Origin of the sequence: Colwellia sp. Arc7-D (assembly GCF_003061515.1) — a bacterium.
Lineage (GTDB): Bacteria > Pseudomonadota > Gammaproteobacteria > Enterobacterales > Alteromonadaceae > Cognaticolwellia.
In genome coordinates this window covers 2,692,920-2,713,251 of sequence record NZ_CP028924.1, presented here as the reverse complement: position 1 = coordinate 2,713,251, position 20,332 = coordinate 2,692,920, and the positions used below count along the sequence as shown (strand labels likewise).

The window sequence follows — 20,332 nt, the reverse complement described above, 5'->3', positions numbered from 1 at the left end:
ATATTTTAGTAACACTGCAAGTAACACTCTCGTAGTTGTATTTTATTATTTTAATTGTAAAACAGTTGCTTATATGCCTTTTTCGAGTCTCTCTATCTGCACCAAATACAGGTTCGATTAGAACCGATAAAGACCGGAATAACCTATATAATAAGGTGTTCCGGTTTTTTTATGTCTTAATATTCTTACAAAAAGTAACCTAGTGTGCAAAGTAACTTTATAGCGCTATAACTGCTTTTTTACTTTTTGGATATGCATGAAGCCATTGAGCAATTATCACTAAAAATATATACATTATAAATGGTATTAACAAGCTAACGCTCGGTTCAATCAAGCTGTAATTCATGACATAACCTGTGTCAGGGTCATGGCGTAGTATACAAAAATCAACTTATCTTATTTAATAACACCTTAAGTAATATAAATGTGAGAGTTAATGATAACTGAAGAATGTACTTTATTAACTTGATAGGTAAGGCTATGCGCTGTAAATGGATGTTAACGTTGGCTTGCGTTAAAGTACGTTTTTATAAATTTCCGCATCAAATTGTGTTACTTCTTCATAAACATTTTGCCCCAATAATTAAGTGCTAAATGCTTTACGCTCTGCAATGATAATAAGTATGAGTAAAGAGCCTATCAATAGACAAATATTAAGTTGTTTTAACCTAGCGCTAAATACCTCTACTAGATTTACTTTTATTAATAATCATAACAATTGATATGTTGACGTTACGGCTTAAGGGCTTTAAATCGCTGCCAACACAGTTTATTAATGAATTGCTGGGCGCTGTATAAGCGAAGGTGTTTAATGGCTTAAAATTGGCTTCTAGTTTGCCTCGTTATGCTTTTTTATAACGAGTATGATTTATGATTGTTTATATTTATGGAACACTTTACTGAAAAATTACACATTAGGCATGTCAAATTTAATAATACTCTTTATATAATGCCAACTAAGGTGATTAATCTTTTGGATTACAGATAAAACTGAACTGAAATTGCTCAAAGGCGAACGTATTGATAAACGTACTTTTAAGCTGATGAGAAATTATGGGGTTTGTAATTGATACTAAAGAAAGGAAAACTTGGTCGAGATATACTTTATTTGTACTAGAAGCCTCGCTCATATAAAGCCTCATAAAACGAAATACCTATTACACTTCGTTTTATGAGCGCCATCTTACACAACTAACTATATTCGTTATTTAATGCTTTCTAATAACGCTTTAGCTTCATCTCGTTCGGAAAAATTAATATCGCTAGAAAGCGCACGGCCTAATTCTCTTTTTGCTTCCTCAACTCGATTAAGTTTCATTAATGTGTAGCCTAAATGGTAGTTAATTGCGGGATCATTAGAGTTCATGGTATAGGCTCTTCTAAGTAAGGTTAAGCTTTCTTCAAACTCTCCTCGTAAAGCTTTTATCCATCCGTAAGTATCTAATATAGCAGAAGATGTATCATCTAGTGCTAATGCGTTGAGGGCATATTGTTCAGCTAAAGTTAGATCTTCCTTTAATAAAATATTTGCTAAGTTATTTAACACTTGCGCTTTATTTGGCAGTTCTTCGACTTCTTTTAAAATTTCATAGTGAACTTTAGTATTTACTGTATCACCGATATTTAAGTAATGATCTGCTAAAAGGTTACGCATAAAATGAAAATTTTCGTTTTTGCTCAAAATTTCATTGGTGAGACTTTGAAATGCTTCATGACCAAAGCCTAATGTTGTCATTTGGTACAATTTTACTAATGCTTGAATAAAATTGTGGTCTAATGAAAGCGCTGCTGCATATTTTTCACTGGCCAGAGTTAACTTTTCTTGTTTTGCTAGTAAATCACCACGAACTAAAAGAACATTAGGGTTATTTGTATAGGCTTTTTCGATAGCAACAAGCTTGCTGTCGGCTAGTTCTAGCGAATTTAATTGAATATCTAACCTAACTATTTGTAATTGTATCAGTAAGTTTTCAGGGGCTAATATAAGTGCTCTTTTTAATACTGCTTGCGCTTTTAAAGGCTCATTAGTCTTGGAATATAATTGGCTTAGTTCATAAAATGCTCTTGGACCTTCTACTATTCCTTCAAGTATTTCAATTTGCTTTATAGCTTGCTTTGTATCTTTAATAGCTATATAGATTTCAATTCTTTGCTTTATATATTCAGGGTTTAAAAACACTAACTTATTGAGGTTGTCTAATTCGTTTAGTGCTGATTCATAGTCACCTTGTTGCATATAGATATCGACTAAAACCTCAGAGGCTTTGATGTTAGTTTTACTCGCACTGGTTAATTTTGTCAGTTTCTCAAGAGCAAGGGCGGTATTGTCCATGTCTCGATCTAGCTTGGCGTCTAAAATAATTAAGGGAGCAAATGCTGACTGTGTTTCTAAAAGTTTTGTTGTTATAACTTTAGCATCCCCAAATTCACCTAATGCCGCTTTAGCGTTAGCAATATTAAAAAGGCTGTTAAAGTCTCCAGGTTTAATAGATAAAACTTGCTCAAATGTTTTAACCGCGGGGTTCCATTGCTGCTGTTGTAACAACAACACACCTTTAAAGGTTAAAAAATCGGAATTTAATGGTTGTGCTTCTAAGAGAGTGTCGGCAATTTCATTTGCTTCTGCTATTTTTTTATTGGCACGGTAGACAAGACCCTTAGTAAGCAAAAATATACCATTAAATTCTTTTGGTTGATGTTGGTCAAGTAAGGTAATTGCGTTATCAAATTGCTCTATTTTTGATAAGTAATTCACTTTCGCAAATATTAACGCCTGGCTGTTTTTAAATTCGTCTTCTAAGGTTGTTATTAATCGCTCAGCTTTATAAATTTTTTGATTGTTTAAATATAAATCTATTAGTTTTGTTGCTAACGGTAAGTTGTTAACAATCAGTTTTTCTTTCGCTTCAAGTAAATCTAAGGCTTTATCTTGTTGGTTTTGGCGTAAATATATGTCAACTAACATTTTTATAGCGGCAAAGTCTTGTGGTACATCTCTTAAATAGGCGAGTAGTTCTTTTTGAGCCACTTCAAAGTCATTTTGTAAATATGCCGCAGCACCAGCAACATAGGTTAGTGAGGCGTTAGTACTTTTTTGCTCGTCGGTATATAAGGATAATTTTTGGCTGATGTCTATAAGCACGGCTTTAGCTTCTTCAAACTTAGCTGTATTGGCTAAGAGTTCGCTTTGAAGTAATTTTGCCATAGGATCATCAGGTGTATTAATTAAAATTTTATTAACCAATAAGAGTGCTTCTTCAAACTTGCCAGCATTAGTGTAGGCATTGGCGAGTGAGCGCTGCACAATAGGGTCGTTATTATCAATGTTATAGGCAGTTTCGAAGGCATTTAAAGCACTTTTATTATCTTTTTTACTTATGTATAGCTGACCTTTAAGATGCCAAATTCTGCTTTGTTCAGGATATAAAGTAATGACTTGATCAATTAATTTTTCTGCTGAGCTGTAATTTTTTTGGTTTAATTCAAATGCGGCGAGAGAACCCAGCGCTCGATCATTTGTTGGTGCTAGGCTTAGCGCAAGTTTAAAATATTTACGAGTCTCCTCTATGTTGTCTAGCGCACGATAAGCGTTAGCCGACAATAGATACCATGTAAGTTTATTTTCGGTATTTAACGATTTACTTTTCCCTAAATCAATGACTTGTTGATACTCTCGAGCGATAATCAAGGCACTGCCTAACTCATTTAAGAATAAGTTAATATCAGCGCCTTCAATTAATGCTTCATCGAGTATCGCGATGCCGTCACCAAAATATTGTTTATGCATTAATACTTTACCCATTAATACTTTAGCCGAAAGGTTTTCAGGTTCGTCTTGCATAACATTCTTTAAATGAATATAAGCTTCTTCAATTTGATTACTATTATAAGCGGTGAGGGCTTTTTCAAAGTTGTTGGCAGCAGCTGTAATAGAGCTGATAAGAAAAATACTGAATAAAAATAATCGCATGGCAATCCAAAATATAAAGAGTGAATAAACTAACATAAGTAATTATTGCTTAATCTAGCCTATTCTAAAAGGAATAATAAGTTAAATTAACGTGATGAGAAGAGTAATTATAAAGCTTTGGGCATAAAAAAAGATGGCTTAGCCATCTTTTTTCTTAAGAAATATTTATTACTTTAGCTTCTTACGACTAGAGGCAAATAAGCCTGCAATAGCTAAACCAAACAAAGCAATTGAGCTCGGCTCAGGTACGCTGGTTGCTGGAGATTGTGAACTTGTAGTAAAAGTAATGCCAGCTAACTTCATGCCGTCATCACCTTCCCAACTTGTATTACCACCAAATACTGCGGCATTTAATGCACCAATCAACCAGAAATTTGAGCTTGTATTCGCTAAGTTTGAAGCGTTACCACTACCTGTTTGACCAAAGTTAGTATAGTAAGCTTGCTTATCAGTGCCAGAATAACGCATTTGAGACCAGTTTGAAGCGATTGTCTGATTGTCTTTAACATCTTGCCAAGTACTTTGGTCAAGTGAACCTGAGCGTAATGCAGCTACACTAACTTGGTTAGACGCGGTTGCTTCTGATTTAGTTTCTGTATATACATAACCATTTGAGGTGTGTGTGTAATCTCTGTGTCTCCAACTATAATCTGCACTATTTAGTGTCACAGCCTCTGAAAACTCTAATAGGAAAAAATCGTAATCTTGGTAATCACATCCAGAACCAAGGTTATCTGCTGAATGAGAGTAACCGCAGTTACCTGAGCTCGATTCATCAGTATTTTTCATTGACCAACCGTTGCCATATTTTTCGAAATCTACGGCCCGCTCGATAATTGGATCTAAGTCATTGCTGTTTGATGGGTTAGATGAAACATTGCCGGTGTCAGACCAACCAGAAACTTTAACATCGACGCCACCGAAATTAACTTCAAATTGATTGAAGTTGTTACCAGTATCAGAAACGCCACCAAAATGACCTGATGTAGTTGTTACACTTGCCATAGCTGACGATGATACTAATAACGCAGCGATCAAACTTATATTTTTTATGTTATTTAACATATAAACTCCATTTACCTTACTAAGACTACTATTTAGATTTATTTAAACCTAACATAGAGATAAAATTATATATTGTACTTATAAGCAAATAGCGCGCCAAATAAATTAATTCATTTTTATACAATAAGTTACTAGTAATTAATTGTTTATTTTTAAGTACTATTGTAAATTATTCTGACACTTTCTATTTCCATATTTCGGTCAATTATAGCGCAATAATAAATAAAATCATAGTGGTTATACCAGTTGGTGTAATAGTCTTGCTTAGTATTAGACTCTAGTGCTTCTTGCATCCAACACAATAGCAATAAAGTTAGTTACAGTTAAATCACTCATAATGCGTTTTTTGTTTTTTTGCACATGCACTTATTTAACTAGTACTAAGGTAGCACTTCTTTTAGATGCATTGTTTATTACAGTTAACCTTGTTCATTAAATGAACATTCGAAATAACTATAATTAATAAGCGAGCCAAACATGAAATCAATACCCTTAAAAGCATCAAGCAAAATACTACTTTCTCTATTACTGACTTTTGCAACTCAAAATGTTTATGCCGCCTGTGTTGACAGTGTGGTGTTAGTGCATGGTAATACCGGTACACCATCTGACTGGGATAACACCTATGATTTACTTAAGGCAAAAAATTATAAAGACAGCGAGGTTTTTCGGCCATCTTGGGGCGGGTCTTCAGCTAGTTATAACAATCATAGTGGCTCAGAAGAAACGCCCGTTAACAATGCGATTAACAGTGCAATAGCCAGTTCTTGTACAGGTAAAATTGATATCATTGGTCATTCAATGGGCGTTACTCTAGCCGCGCAACAAGTTATAAAATTGGGCAAAAGTAATAAGGTAGATGCCTTTGTTGGTGTAGCTGGTGCATATCGCGGATTATGGACCTGTGGCGCTTATCCTTGGAATGTCTGGACACCTACTTGTGGTGCTAGTGGTTTATCTGTGTCGAGCCCATTTTTAGATTGGTTAGAGGGGAAAACAATTGCAAGCCGAGTTTATTCTATCAAGAGTTGGAGTGATCAAATAGTTTGTGGCAGTGGCACATGTCGTGTTGGTGGTATTCATTCTAGCCAAATTGATAATGAAAATGCGACCTATAGTTATAATTTAGATCATTTTGGCTTGCAAACATATACGGCTCAAAAACAATACGATCTAATTAAATAAGTCTAGTGTATCAAGCTTAACGTTAACTTTTGGCGTTGTGCCCAGGTTAGTGACTAAATTGTTGGCTAATTTTTGTCAAAAGGCATTTTTAGTAATGACAACAACGTCGCAGTTTTATTATCGGCCTTATAGCTGTTAAGGCCGATATCTAAATCTTCATCAGGCTTCTTAGCTTGTGATTTATAACTCCCAAATAACCTGTCCCACCAACTGACACTAAAACCATAATTACTATTAGTTTCTTCAACCACTTGGCTATGATGGATACGGTGTAATACTTGCGTTATCAGTATGGCGCGTAATGGGTACTCTAACCAACGAGGTAGTCGAATATTTGCATGATTAAATAATGCAAAACCATTAAGGGCTACTTCAAAAATAATCACAGCAATAGCAGGTACTCCGAGTAATAGCACAGCTAAGCCTTTGAGTAATATGCTTAACAAAATTTCAATAGGATGAAAGCGCAAACCTGTACTGGCATCGATATGACTATCAGCATGATGTACTTTATGAAAACGCCATAACATGGGCACAAGGTGAAATATTCGATGCTGCCAGTAAATCATTAAATCTAATAACAATACGCTTAAGGTGATGATCAGCCAGTTTGGTAAGTTAATATTATTGAATAGCCCTAACCCTTGTGATGAAGCGTATAGGGCAATGCCGGTAACACCAATAGGCACTAATAATCTAGCGACGACTGACGATATAATTAAAAGTGAAAAGTTACCTAACCAACGTACGCGCTTAGTCAGTTTGCTTTTTCGTGCAGGAAAACAACTTTCTAGCACGAGCATAGCGAGTAAAACAGTAAAAAATATACTTAATCGTATACTGGCATCGGTCATTTAGTTATCCGTTTTTATATTGTTTGTATCTGCATTTTCTTTAGCAGAGGCTTGAATATTTATCGTCTGTAATTTCAAGGTATGATAACCACCATACACCCTTGTAACTATTGTTATACCCGCTAAAAAAGCAAAACCATAGGCGAGTTCAGCAAAATATTGCGGCCATAAACAAAATGCAACGAAGATGGCAATGGTTTCGGTGCCTTCGGTTAAGCCGTTTAAATAATAAAAACTTTTGTAAGCAAATTGGGGTTTTTCTAAGTTGAATTTTTCTGCCGGAATAGCAAAAGCTAAAAAACTAGAACCTGTACCAATAAATACCGCTAATAAAACCGCAGCAGCTAATGCATTATGTTCAGGATTGGCTAGAGCAAAGCCTAAAGGTATAGCGGCATAAAACAAAAAGTCGAGGCAAATATCTAAAAAGCCGCCAGCACTTGTGCTGCTATTTTGGTGCCGCGCTAGTGCACCATCTAAACCGTCAAATATTCGATTTAAAATAATGGCTGCTAAGGCAAGATCCCACAAATTAAAAGCCAATAAAGGCACGGCAAATAAACCGATGATAAAACCAATAACGGTGAGTTGATCAGCCGTTACGTTTTTTTTATCTAAAAGACTCACTACTGGATGTAATAAGGGTTTTATCACAGGTGTAATATATTTATCTAACATGAAATTTCTTCTTAACTACTTTAATGTTTATGGTCATCTGCGTTGATATTAGCTCATTCGCTGACTAATTTATCGACTAGTTCATCGACAAGTGAATAATTTTACCGTTAGCGGCAATCGCATCAGACTCATCATGGGTCACCATTATAGCGGGTAACTTGTGTTGCTTTATTTGTTCAAAAACTAACTGTCGGGTTTCTTGGCGTAATTGGCTATCTAACTTACTGAACGGCTCATCTAATAATATAGCTTTAGGTTGACTTAATAACACCCTTAAAAGTGCCACTCGTGCTTGTTGCCCGCCTGATAAACTGTCGGGATGACGATGATCTAAACCTGCTAAACCAACTTCAGCGAGGGCGAAGCTAATTTTTGTTGCCCGAGCTTTTTTATCACCTTTTGGCATGGCAAAAGCAATGTTATCAGCAACTGATAAGTGCGGAAACAACAATGCGTCTTGATACAGCAAACCCATATGGCGTTGATAACTTGCTGTGTGGGTAATATTAGCGCCATTTAAATGTACGTTACCATCAGCATTAAATCCTTTAGGTAACATTCCCGTTAGCCAGTTCAATAAGGTTGACTTACCACTGCCAGAAGGGCCCATAATGGTTAATACTTCACCACCTTTTATTGTTTCATTAAGTGATAATAGCGGGGCTTTATCTCGTGATATGGTCAAATTTTCGATCTGTAAACTGTTGTTCTCACCAGTGGGGTTCATAAGGTAACCTCGTTTTTCATCTTGTGCGTTCTTTGTTTGTTTTGTCGTGTCGATACTAGCCATATCATTGAAAAAGCAATGGCGGGTAATAGCATTTGTATGAGTGCATATACGGCACTGGTGCGACGACTAGCGCCATTGGCTAAACTTACAGCTTCAGTTGTCACCGTATTCAATCGACCACCGCCCACAAGTAACGTGGGTAAATATTGACTAAAGCTAATGGCAAGTCCTAAAGCACTCGCCATTAAAATAGGCATAAGTAGTTGCGGTAAACTCACCTGTAAAAATATTTTTAATGGTGAGGCACCTAGGCTTGCAGCAACTTGGGCATAACGAGGATCAAGTTTACGGTAACTAGTCGCTAAAGATAAAAATACGTAGGGTAAAACGAACAATAGATGTGCCAAGGCGACATTTATAAAGGTTGTTTTACTGTGCAAGGCTTCTTGCAACCAAACTAAACCAAATAAAAAAGCAATGCTAGGGATCATCAGCGGTAAATATATAATCAAACTACTGTAATTTGAAAGTTGAGCACCATTTTGTTTTTCATACTCTAAGGTTAATAAAGTTAAAATGACCGCAACACTTGTTGATACAAAACCGATACTGAGCGAGTTTATTATAGGTGTTTGCACTTGAAGTAGAGCAGATTTCCAATGCAGTAGCACCCATTGCTCAGGTAAGGCTAGCGGAAACTGCCAGTAGCCAGCAAACGACCAAAACACCATACCAAGTAATGCTAACGCGATAGAGCTGATCAACAAAGCGGTAAAAACACTGATGACTTTAGCCCACACAATATCGCCGTACTGGCGTTGACCATTGCTGAGGCTTTTGCAGGTTATAGCCAGTGTTAACCTTTCTAATATCCACCATGTAATGAGTACTGCAACGGTAATCAGTAGCTGCAATAAAGCTCCCGCAGATGCTTTTATTCGCAAACTTAAATCAACATCATGAAACCAATTCATTATCGCAACAGCTAATGTTGGTGGTGTATTTGGGCCTAGTATTAATGGCATTTCTACACTAGCACTCGCGTAGGCGAGTATGGCTAATATGGGTAAGCGCATTAATGGATATATGTTTGGCAATACCGCTTTGAAAAACGCGGTCATTGGGTAATAACCTAAGCTAAGGGCGAGACGATATTGAGCGCGCAACTTAATATTGAGCGCTGGTTGAGCAATAGCGCTTAACGTCATTAATAATAAAAAGGGCAGTTCTTTTAGTGTTAACCCCATGATAATGCTTATACCGTATGGGTCGTGAGGCAGTAACCAGTCAATTGGGCTTTGCCATCCGGTTATCCATGGCGAAAGTAAACGGGCGATCATACCCGATGGCGTAATTAAAAATGCAATGGCTATTGCAGCTGCCGCATGTGGAATAACTAAAATGGGCCCTAGTAAACGCTGGATGCGCGCTAACCAAGGGCTATCGAAATATGTTGCGATTAATAATAATGTGATAATAAACGCTAGCAAGCCACTGACAATACTGCTGAAAAAGCTCAAGCCTATCATCTGCACTATGCCGGGTGTTTGCATTAATTGCTCAAACCCTTGTAGGTTGAATTGGGTTTTATCCAAAGCAGGAAGCCAGCCAAACGCGGGTAAAATTACGCCGAGTAAGCCGCCAAGTACTGGCAAAATTAATATGGCCATTAACAGTTTAGGGCTAATTTTAACTATCGTGCTAAAAAAGCTATCACGCGTTTTAGTTTTAGTGATCAATGAATTGCTCATAAATTATTGCGCCCCATAGCGTTTCAGCCATTCACGGCTGATGAGTTTAGACCAGCTAGGGTGAGGTTCACTTAATGCTTTTATTTTACTGCTGATTGGTAATGCACTTGGAGACTGCTTATTTGTACTAAACAATAATTGTTGCGGTGACGGTAATTGTGAAACATCGATAACGGTACTATCGCCCCAAACTTCAGCTTGTTGTTTTTTAGCTTGTGCTTCAACGCTGAGCATAAAATTAGCAACTATTTTTGCTGAGTTACTATTCGCTGCATTATAAGGAATAGCAACAAAATGTATATTACTTAAGCTGCCATCTTGCATAACAAAACTTCGGGTGTTTTCGGGTAAGTTATATCGCGCGACAGACGCTGGAATTTGCGCCGCAGAAAAGGTGAAGCCAAGATTTATTTCACCATCACCCACAAGCCTTTGCAGTGCAGTGCCACTGGCAACAAAGTATTGTCCTTGGTGCCATAAGTTAGGGTGTAACTTATCTAAGTAGTGCCATAAAACGGGTAACAACGCAGCTTGGCTTAGTGGTGTTACTGCTTGATACAAACCTGATTTTATTTGCTCTGGTTGAAATTGGTTTAATGCGATAAGCGCATACTTAAGAAAACTTAACGATAAAAAATCAGGCGGTTTGGGGTAAGTAAAACGCCCAGGATTTTGCTCAGCCCAAATGAGTAGCTGGTTTATATCTTTAGGCGCATGTTGAATACTCTCTTGATAGGTACGCTGTGCAAAATTAAATTCATTGCTTTGATGCGTCGGCGTGTAATAAAAAGTCAGCGATGCTTGCCCCCAAGGAGCTTCCATACCTTGTGTTGGTAAGCCAAAATCTCGGGTCATGGCCTCGTTTTCATGCGGATTAGTTAACGAAAAATTAGGTAATTGTGCAACCCAGTCTTTGGCTAAAAGTTGATATTGAGCCATTGATGCAAAATTTTCGCCGTTGATCCAGACTAAATCAACTTGTCCTTGCTGATGATTTTCTGCCGATTTTTCTGCTAACACACGGCTAACAGCTTCACTAGTGTCGGTTAGTTTTACATGGTGTAAGTCGATATTATGTAATTGTTTTACTCGCTTTGCTAACCACTGAATATAACTATTAATTTGTGGGTCACCGCCCCAAGCGTGAAAATATACGGAATGATTTTTACCTGATAACTCAATGGTATTCCAACGAGTTTTTAAGGTTGTTTTGTGGGTTAATACTTCAGGCGATTTTACTGTTGATTTTTCACCAGGCATTTCACCAGATAATTCATCTGATATAGCGGTTTGATCAGTGATTACAGCTGAAGAGATTTCGGCATAACTTAATGATGATAAGGATAGTAGGGCGACTAATATAATGGTTAACTGCCAAAATCTCTCAATAAAGGCTTTTATTTTTGAGGTTGTAGGACGTTGTTCTTTTAAGCCAGATGTTTGTTTACTGGTTAATGAAATAATAAATTTATTCAGACAAACATAAGTAAAAAGAGTCGTTAAACGACTCTTTTTACTACTCATTAAATGCTGTAGCTTACCTAGCTGCATTGAGTGCCCAGTCATAATTTAAAAAGTTATTATCCATATTTTCAGACTTTAATAATGCTTGTTGAGCAGGTGTTAAATTTAATGCTTGATGATAAAGCAAAATAAAAGTCGGTAAAGAGTTACTGCCACGAAAACCTAAAGTGAAGTCATCCCCATACCATTTAAAAATAGCAGAAAGCTCCATTGAACTGTCGTTAAAACGGTTACGGCTTGTATCTGTTAAAAAACGCACCGTTTGTTCGTTTAACTGTTGCTCTAATTTTTCTGCACTATAAGCTTCTTCACGCAAAGCAGGACAACCAATACTGGCACAATTAACGGCAAAATGAATACGTGGGTCACCATATTTATTATCGCCACGAATTAATTGGTGTTCAATATTATCTAAGCTGCGTGTTTCACCCAGTAATGGAATAAACTTTTTACTCCATGGTGAACTAAAAAAGCTACCCAAATCTTTAATTGATGCTAAGTCTGGATATGCGGTTAAAATAAACTCAACGGTCCAAGCATTATAGGCGTTGATTAAAAAAGCCAATTGCTTAGGTGCTGACCATTGATCAAACACGCCTTTATCAACTGAACTAAGAGCAGCTAAATAAGTTTTTAACTGCGCTCGTTCCATTTTCATGCCCGCATAATCTACTTGGCTTGAATGGCCATTATTTATCGGCTTTACATGCTGAGCTAATAACGTCTGCCATGGTTGATGCAAGGTTTCTTGCGCCACACTAACAGCGCTATAAACTGTGCTTAGCAGTAACAATAAAGCTAACGGTAAAGATTTAGCCCTTAACAGGGCTTTGTTTAAGTTAACCATGAGTATTAACCTCTTCTCCACGTATGAAACTTCTCTAACCAGCTTAAAACAGTTTCAGGTGCATGGTTACGTTTCCATTCGCCAGCGGCGTATTTATTACCTTCAGCCCATGTTGGGTAACTGTGAATGGTGCCTAATATTTTGTTTAATCCTAAACCATGTTTCATCGCTAAAACAAATTCTGCAATTAAATCACCTGCATGCTCAGAAACAATAGTGACGCCGAGTATTTTATCTTTACCTTTTGGTGTAATAACTTTGATAAAACCGTTAGCTGCACTGTCAGTAATAGCTCTGTCTAACTCTTCAAAGTCAAAGCGGGTTATTTCGTAGTCAATACCTTGCTCTATCGCTTCTTGCTCATTTATACCAACTCGCGCTACTTCCGGGTCAATAAATGTCGCCCATGGGATAACACGATAATCGACTTTAAACTTCTTAAAAGTGCCAAATAATGCATTAACTGCAGCATACCAACCCTGATGAGCGGCAACATGAGTAAACTGATAAGGACCAACAATATCGCCCGCCGCAAATATATTAGGGTATAACGTTTCTAAGTAGTCATTAGTTTGAATAGTACGATTTGTTTCGATACCTAATTCTTCAAGACCGTAACCTTTCAAGCGGGCAGAGCGGCCAACAGCACACAATAACTCGTCGTATTCAATAGCCATTTCTTCTTCTTGCTCTGAACCTTGCTCGTGCTTAAGGTTTTTAACAATGATGAATTTTTTACCATCGCGTTGCTCACAACGTAAAGCTTGATGTGAGGTCAGGATATTAACACCACTTTTTTGTAAAGACTGACTAGCAAATTCAGAGACTTCCAAGTCTTCTCTGATCATTATGCGCTCAGCCATTTCAATTTGTATGACTTGTGAACCTAAACGAGCGAAACTTTGTGCAAGTTCACTGCCTATAGGTCCGCCGCCTAAGACGACTAATTTTTTCGGCGCGGTATCGAGTTTGGCAAATTCTGTCCATAAAGTATCACTGGTAACGTAACCACTGTCTTCAATACCTGGCAATGGCGGTACAAATGGACGAGCGCCTGTTGCAATAACAATACTGCGAGCAGTAAGTGTTTGCATGGTGCCATCGTTAAGTTTAATTTCTACCGTCCATGGGTTAATTAACTTTCCGTAGCCTTTAATAACTTCTACACCTAAGTCAGTGTAGCGTTCAACACTGTCATGCGGGGCAATATCAGCGATAACTTGATGAACACGAGCCATGACTTTCTTGAAAGAAAATTGTGGTGTAGCATTTTCTAAACCGTAGTGTTCACCATGTTTAATTTGATCGACAATTTTTGCACTTTTAATGATCGCTTTACTGGGTACGCAACCATAGTTTAAGCAGTCGCCACCCATTTCACCCGCTTCAATTAACGTAACTTTTGCTTTTACTGCTGCTGCAATATAACTCGTTACTAAACCACCAGCACCAGCGCCGATAACTAATAAGTTGCGGTCAAAACTTTTTGGTTTTTGCCACTTTTTATAAACTTTACGTTGCTTTATTTTATTAACAACCGCTTTGCCAATTAAAGGTAAAAGCCCTAATAAAACAAAAGAGAAGATAAGCTTAGGCGATAATATACCCGACAAGCTTTCTATGTCAGCCAGCTGAGTACCCGCGTTAACATAAACTACAGTTCCGGCAAGCATACCTAGTTGGCTTACCCAATAAAACGTCCAAGCTTTTATGCCAGTAACGCCCATTAATAAATTGACTAAAAAGAATGGAAAAACAGGTACTAAGCGCAATGTAAATAAGTAAAATGCGCCTTCTCTTTGAACGCCTTCATCAATGGCTTTTAAGCGTTCAGGAAATTTCTTTTTAATGCTTTCACGTAATAAATAGCGTGAGACTAAAAAGGCTAATAGTGCGCCAATGCTTGAGGCGAATGAAACAATAATAAAGCCTTCAACCAAACCAAATAAAGCACCTGCAGCCAAGGTTAAAATGGCCGCGCCAGGTAACGAAAGTGCAGCGACTAAAACGTACAAGGCAAAGAAACCACCAATGATTAATATTGGAGATTGTTCACGCCACTCGCCAAATTGATCCATTGAGCCTTTTAGGCCTTCTAGCGTAAGTAATTGGTTTAAATCGTAATGAAAAAACAATGCCATCAGCGATATGGCGATAACTAATAATAATACTTTCTTAAACATGAAAGGTGTCCTTAAAAACTGTGCGTTAAAGTGAGTTTGGCATTGATAGGCAATTCAGGGAAAACTAATGTTGAGCCAAAATATCCCCCTTCAAACACGGGGCGCCAATTTTTTTGATTAGTGACGTTATTAATATCGAAACGCACTTTAGTGTTTTCGGCTATGGTATAACTGGTATTAAGACCTAAGGTGTATTGATCGCGTATGTTCACCGTTGCCAAATAATCTAGCGGGTAACTAGAAGTATATAACGCGGCAAAACCTGCTTGCCAAAATTCGGTTAGATAAATGCCACCATTAATACTTAAAGATTGCTCTGGAATACCTTGTACACGTCTAGTTGATGGAGCGAATGCAGTAAAGCTTGGCGCACCAACACTGGTACCTTGAATAATATCAGGGCGTGAATTATCAAAGGCATCGGCTATTTGTGATGAGCTTTGACTGCTAGCTGAGTTATCATATCGAGCATCAAGATAGCTGTAACTAACGTTAAACCAGTACGGTGCAGCGTCATAAAAAACTTGCAGTTCAACACCTTTGGTTTTTATACCTGTGTTACTACCGTCGCGATTACGTAGACTACGGCGTTGATTAAATATTGAACCATCAACATACCAAGCACTATTGTCTGGGATATATTTAATACCGATTTCATTGAGGGTGTTTTCAGTGGCAAAGTTCTGCTCACTAATTAAATTGTCAGCGCCAAGTGAATTACCACCGGCCATACTGTTTGATGTTGCTTCGTTGTAGCTAGTTGCCGCATAAATAGTTAAATCAGTATCAAGCTTATAATTAATACTAGCTTGTCCTGAGTGTAATATTTTATTAATGCTATCTTGGGCTGCTACTTGACCTACAGGTGCAATGGGATCTCTGGCTTCTACGTCATAAAAGTCGATACGGTAACCAAAGTTTGTTCTTAAACGTTCGCTCCATTGACTGTCTTGTTGAATAGCAAAGCCTGTCTGCCAGCTGGTAGAGTCGGTAGTATCAGATAATGAAAAATCACCTACGTTGTCATTATTTATATCATATTGTCCACCAGGTGAAACAAACACACCGGGGCTGAGTTCTACAAGTCTAGCTTGTTGTTCAGGTGTAAGTGGAATGCGTCGGTTTTCAATGGGCCCTGTTAAATCGATAGGGTCGTCAGCCTCGGTAGTAAATTGGCTATAACCGCGTACTTTATTGTAACGAACATCAAAGGCGAAAATGGTTTGTTGTTGGTTGTTCCAATCATGACTTAGTTCTAGTCTATTTTGTGCAGTATCTGCGGCATCTATAATTTCCACAAAGCTATTTTGAGCAATTTCATCACGGGTTAAATGTTGATAATAAGTGCTGTTTTTTAGTCGTGTTTGTCCACTTAATTCGCGCGTATATATACTGTGAAGTAAAAATGTTTCGGCTTCGTTTGCGTTATCAGGGTCTGTTAATACAGTACTGCGACTGATTTGCACCTGTCCAGTAGGTGATATGATGGCACCAGCACCGGGTATAAGGCTGCCGTTAGGCTGCACGCCTTGGCCCGTTATATATAAGCCATTATCGATAAGTGCTTGCGTAGGTCGGTTGATACCAGCATTGTCAGTAAATTCAACTTGGTAAAATTCAAAGTTTATATCCCAAGTGCTTTTATCATCTGGTAGAAACCTAAATGCGGCATAAAGACTGTCACTTTCGAAACTTGAATGATCGTAAAAGCTGCCATTATCAATATGCTCAGCGCTGATCCTAAAGCCACTTTCACCTTTAACAATAGGAGCCGATATATCAAGTTGTGCACTGTATTGGTCCCAACGACCAGCAGTAAACTTTACTTTTGCTGCACTTTCTTGCGTTGAAGCTCGTTTAGATTGTAAATTAACAAAACCGCCATTACGTTGGCTACTACCAAATAACACGGGTGGCGCACCTTTTATAACATCAAGCTGCTCAACAGAATTAAAAGAAAGTGGCACACCAAAGCCATTATTACCTGCTTGACGACGCATTCCATCTTGAAATAGTTCGCCAAGTTGCCCACGTAACGTTGGTAGGCTCGGTGCACCAAAACCACTTGCTGAATAACTGCTTGGTGTGATTGCTAATATATCTTGTAAGTCAGTTATATTTAATTGTTCCATCATGGCACTAGTGATTGGTGTCATTGAACGTGCAATATCAGCTAAACCTAAGTCATCACCGAACGGACCATTAATCGCAGTATTTTTGGGTGAAAAGCCATGATTTATAATACGTTCACCTGAGACTTCAATTACTTCAACACCCGTTTTTTCAACTTCTTGAGCAATGGCTGTTTGAGTTTGAAAGATAAAGTGAATACTAAGGGCGATTAAACTGTACTTCATTTGTCTACCTAATTTGTTGTCATTAACCATGGATTGAAAATCAATTTATAATTGCTATGAGAGACTAGACCTGAACTAAAACTAATAAATTTCAAGTACATTTAATTACATTACGGTTAAACTTAATTTTAGTTCACTGAAATGATTAAATATAGCCGTCGCAGGTTTCTAAAATAAAGACCCAGACAAAGGGGGACCGTGATGTTTACTATGTAAAAAAGAAGGAAGGGACTTAAAATTTTATTAGTTTTAATTAAACTAAATATAGAACAATTTGATGAAATTGCATTTTAAAGTGATTGGATTTTTATATTCTAAAGTTTAATTTCTGTCGGTATCCACTTATTTTAATGGGTTAACCTAGTAATTGAAGTTTTTAGTCATTTTTAATGTGGCTGAATTAACAGGAGAAGAGTTTAGCTGTTTTAACGTTATTTCAGGTTTTTTTACTTCTGGCGAAGTGGTATTAATGTTTTGTTGAGTGCGCAATGGATATGAAGATGCTTGCTCATTAATATTAATATTTTTATTAATAAAGTCTAATGTAGATTTACTTACTTTTCTCATCATAATCCTTTTAAATTTATAAAAATACCCAACTTGTTACGGGCAGTAAATTCTGCAAAGTAAGTCGGTTGGGTATGTATTTAGATTTTCGTTTATTCAGAACGCAGTGGATTAATTCACTTCGTTCTGAATAACAAGTCAGTAAAGACTATTTAGTTACTACTTTTTTAGCGCTTGTTTCAATTTTAGCTACTACGCGACGGTTCAACTGGTTAGCCGTACGAGTATTTTCTGTTGATAACAACTGAGACTCACCGTAGCCTTTAGATGTTAGTCGACTAGCTTCAATGTTAAACTTGTTAATTAGAACGCTTTTAACTGCGTCTGCACGCTTCTGTGAAAGCATTAAGTTATAGTTGCTATCACCTGGCGCTGAACTATGGCCTTCTATTTCAACTGAAGTACGCGTGTACTCATTCATGAAATCAGCTAAGCGTCTAATATCATCAACTAACGCCGGTTGAATTACTGAACTGTTATTAGCAAAAGCGATGTTAAGCTTAATTTCAACTGCATGCTCAGAATATAAAGTACAACCTTTAGAGTCTACTTTAACTGTTGCTGGGGTATTAGCACAGCGGTCCATGTTGTCAGCAACACCATCGTTGTCAGCATCTAAAACTTTAACTACCGCTTTTGGAGCAACAGGTTGAGCTACAGTTTCAGGCTTGCTCATTACTGGAGCTTGCTTAACATCACCAAATGCATATTTAACACCTAGTTTTAAACCTTGGTCGATAAAACCATAGTCAACATCTTTGTATACAGCGGCTTCGGTATAAAATGATAAACGGTCATTAACTGGGAAGTTATAGCCTGCACCAACATTTAATGCATTGTAGCTTCTTACGTTACTGAAACGTTTTACACCAGCAAACATATAAATATTGCTGTCTTCTAATTTGTAAATAGCGTCGATACCACCACGAATGCCGTAGTCTTTATCGCCACCGTTATTTACGTCGTAACGAGTTTTAGCAATTTCAACACGAACATCCCAGTAATCATTGATAACTTTTTGTAAGTCAATACCAATTGATTTACCGGCTTCAATTCGGTCCCAATCCAAGTTTGCTTCTTTGTTAGTGCTCGACTTCATATATTCGCCAAACACACCGAATTCCCATGTTTTATCAATGTTTTCGGCAGCTAATGGTGAACTGATAAGTGCTGCAAGTAGAGAGATTTTAAATGCTTTCATTGGTAATTCCTTGTTTAAGTCTACATAAATTTAATTAATTTCTGTCTTGTATAACGAGTGAGTCTGAAAAAAGTCACAAATTAATTTAATTTTTTTAATTTAATCATCTTTTAAAAGTATGTATTAACAATAATGTTATATACAACGGCTGCCAGTACGTTACTACTTTTGAAAAAGATCATATTAAAATAGAAAATTTTCAATTAATTACTGACAAACTTTTTAATAACTAGCGTAGAATCCGTTTCAAGGCATGTTGTGCTTATTTTTGTCACTAAAAAAAATAAAATTATTGTGACTTTTTACTTTAAAAATCGTTGTTATTAATGGCAGCAAAGTTATAGCTAGGGGAAAAAGATGAACAACATAGAACAAAATCTGACAGAAGCGCTTCAATGTGAAGATGATATTTCTTTTGTTACGTCAGATGAAGAATTATTTAAACGTGCTGAGTCTTCAGCCAATGTGCAACAGGGCAGTAAAGATTTAATTTCGCTGGGTATGGCCTCTATTTGGGTGGTATTTGCTGGTTTATTTATCAATGTATTAAAGCCAACATTAAATAATAAGGCTGATACTAGAGGGAAAAGTAATGGACACTGAAAACATTACCGATAAAACTTATAATGGGCTTATCGCCATATGGCATAAAATTGTTACCTTTATGCCGGACTTAATTGTAGCACTTTTATTTTTGCTGGTTGGTTGGGTTATTGCAAACATAATTAAAGGCTTGCTGAATAAGTCATTAATCAAAATTGGTTTTAATACCTTTTTAGACAAACTCGGTTTAGAAGCTTTGCTAAAAAAAATGGATTTAAAAGTTCAAGGTAGCCAAGTTGTAGCCAGTCTTATTTCTTTCTTTATTTTTCTAATATTTTTATTAGCTGCGTTAGATATAGTCGGCCTTGATATGTTGTCGGGCTTAATTGATACACTTGTATTGTTTTTACCCAAGCTACTCGCGGCATTAGCCGTTTTACTTTGTGGTTTTTTTGCCGCGCAAATTGTTTATAACGCGGTGAAAATCGCCTCAAAAAATACGGGTGTTGACTATGGTCGTTCTGTGGCGGAGGTTTGTCGTGGAATAATTATCATCATAACGGTATCACTTTCTATCACACAACTTGATGTAGATGTATGGCTATTAAATAGTATTATTTCAGTAATAATTGCCAGTGTTGGTTTAGCTGCTGCCATTTCTTTAGGTATAGGTACAAAGTCTATGGCACAAGAGATTGTTGCGGGCGTTTATCTTAGGGATATGTATCAAACAGGCGATAATATTGAAGTACAGGAAGTAAAAGGCGCACTTGTTTCTATTGGCAGTGTTGCTACTAAGGTTATAGGGGAAAACGAAACGATCATTACCATACCTAATACTTTTTTATTAGCGAACAAAGTTACTAAGCAATAGGTA

At 37.1% G+C, this 20,332-nt stretch carries 15 protein-coding genes; 3 read left to right on the top strand and 12 right to left on the bottom strand.

Features of this window, described 5'->3' with window-relative positions:
• Nucleotides 1-1,204 precede the first annotated feature (1,204 nt).
• Entirely contained in the window at nt 1,205-3,970 is a 2,766-nt protein-coding gene (gene prsT / locus DBO93_RS11845; protein ID WP_162533780.1) for an XrtA/PEP-CTERM system TPR-repeat protein PrsT, read from the bottom strand.
• 168 nt (nt 3,971-4,138) lie between these two features.
• Nucleotides 4,139-5,035, bottom strand: coding sequence for an exosortase-dependent surface protein XDP1 (xdp1, locus tag DBO93_RS11840; RefSeq protein ID WP_108456534.1), 897 nt, complete (start codon nt 5,033-5,035; stop codon nt 4,139-4,141).
• A 477-nt stretch (nt 5,036-5,512) separates the two neighbouring features.
• On the opposite strand from xdp1, the gene DBO93_RS11835 reads away from it, so the two are divergent.
• Nucleotides 5,513-6,220, top strand: coding sequence for an alpha/beta fold hydrolase (locus tag DBO93_RS11835; RefSeq protein ID WP_108456533.1), 708 nt, complete (start codon nt 5,513-5,515; stop codon nt 6,218-6,220).
• A 65-nt stretch (nt 6,221-6,285) separates the two neighbouring features.
• Here the strand turns inward: DBO93_RS11835 and DBO93_RS11830 are convergent, their stop codons facing one another.
• The 10 genes from DBO93_RS11830 to DBO93_RS11785 all read right to left on the bottom strand — a co-directional run bounded on the left by DBO93_RS11830 (nt 6,286) and on the right by DBO93_RS11785 (nt 18,912).
• Nucleotides 6,286-7,074, bottom strand: a complete 789-nt coding sequence (locus DBO93_RS11830; protein WP_108456532.1) for a sterol desaturase family protein — start codon at nt 7,072-7,074, stop codon at nt 6,286-6,288.
• Nucleotides 7,075-7,752: a CDP-alcohol phosphatidyltransferase family protein gene (locus DBO93_RS11825; protein WP_108456531.1), complete on the bottom strand. Its 678-nt coding sequence runs from the start codon at nt 7,750-7,752 to the stop codon at nt 7,075-7,077.
• 76 nt (nt 7,753-7,828) lie between these two features.
• Complete coding sequence (locus DBO93_RS11820) at nt 7,829-8,479, bottom strand: ATP-binding cassette domain-containing protein (protein ID WP_108456530.1); 651 nt, start codon at nt 8,477-8,479, stop codon at nt 7,829-7,831.
• Nucleotides 8,476-10,233, bottom strand: coding sequence for an ABC transporter permease subunit (locus DBO93_RS11815; RefSeq protein ID WP_108456529.1), 1,758 nt, complete (start codon nt 10,231-10,233; stop codon nt 8,476-8,478). The genes DBO93_RS11820 and DBO93_RS11815 overlap by 4 nt, the downstream gene beginning before the upstream one ends.
• Before the next feature lie 3 nt (nt 10,234-10,236).
• On the bottom strand, nt 10,237-11,757 hold the full coding sequence (locus tag DBO93_RS11810; protein WP_239058977.1) for an ABC transporter substrate-binding protein: 1,521 nt from the start codon (nt 11,755-11,757) through the stop codon (nt 10,237-10,239).
• A 13-nt stretch (nt 11,758-11,770) separates the two neighbouring features.
• Complete coding sequence (locus DBO93_RS11805) at nt 11,771-12,604, bottom strand: DUF547 domain-containing protein (protein WP_108456528.1); 834 nt, start codon at nt 12,602-12,604, stop codon at nt 11,771-11,773.
• A 5-nt stretch (nt 12,605-12,609) separates the two neighbouring features.
• The gene (locus tag DBO93_RS11800) at nt 12,610-14,787 is read right to left on the bottom strand and encodes a bifunctional TVP38/TMEM64 family protein/FAD-dependent oxidoreductase (protein WP_108456527.1); all 2,178 of its coding nucleotides are present in this window, start codon (nt 14,785-14,787) and stop codon (nt 12,610-12,612) included.
• A gap of 11 nt (nt 14,788-14,798) precedes the next feature.
• The gene (locus DBO93_RS11795) at nt 14,799-17,144 is read right to left on the bottom strand and encodes a TonB-dependent receptor (RefSeq protein WP_108456526.1); all 2,346 of its coding nucleotides are present in this window, start codon (nt 17,142-17,144) and stop codon (nt 14,799-14,801) included.
• 360 nt (nt 17,145-17,504) lie between these two features.
• Entirely contained in the window at nt 17,505-17,714 is a 210-nt protein-coding gene (locus tag DBO93_RS11790) for a hypothetical protein (RefSeq protein WP_162533779.1), read from the bottom strand.
• A gap of 145 nt (nt 17,715-17,859) precedes the next feature.
• The gene (locus DBO93_RS11785) at nt 17,860-18,912 is read right to left on the bottom strand and encodes an OmpA family protein (protein ID WP_108456524.1); all 1,053 of its coding nucleotides are present in this window, start codon (nt 18,910-18,912) and stop codon (nt 17,860-17,862) included.
• Between the two features lie 357 nt (nt 18,913-19,269).
• Here DBO93_RS11785 and DBO93_RS11780 point away from each other — a divergent pair, with 357 nt between their 5' ends.
• The gene (locus tag DBO93_RS11780; protein WP_108456523.1) at nt 19,270-19,515 is read left to right on the top strand and encodes a hypothetical protein; all 246 of its coding nucleotides are present in this window, start codon (nt 19,270-19,272) and stop codon (nt 19,513-19,515) included.
• Nucleotides 19,505-20,329, top strand: a complete 825-nt coding sequence (locus DBO93_RS11775; RefSeq protein WP_108456522.1) for a mechanosensitive ion channel domain-containing protein — start codon at nt 19,505-19,507, stop codon at nt 20,327-20,329. The genes DBO93_RS11780 and DBO93_RS11775 overlap by 11 nt, the downstream gene beginning before the upstream one ends.
• The last annotated feature ends 3 nt before the right edge of the window (nt 20,330-20,332 follow it).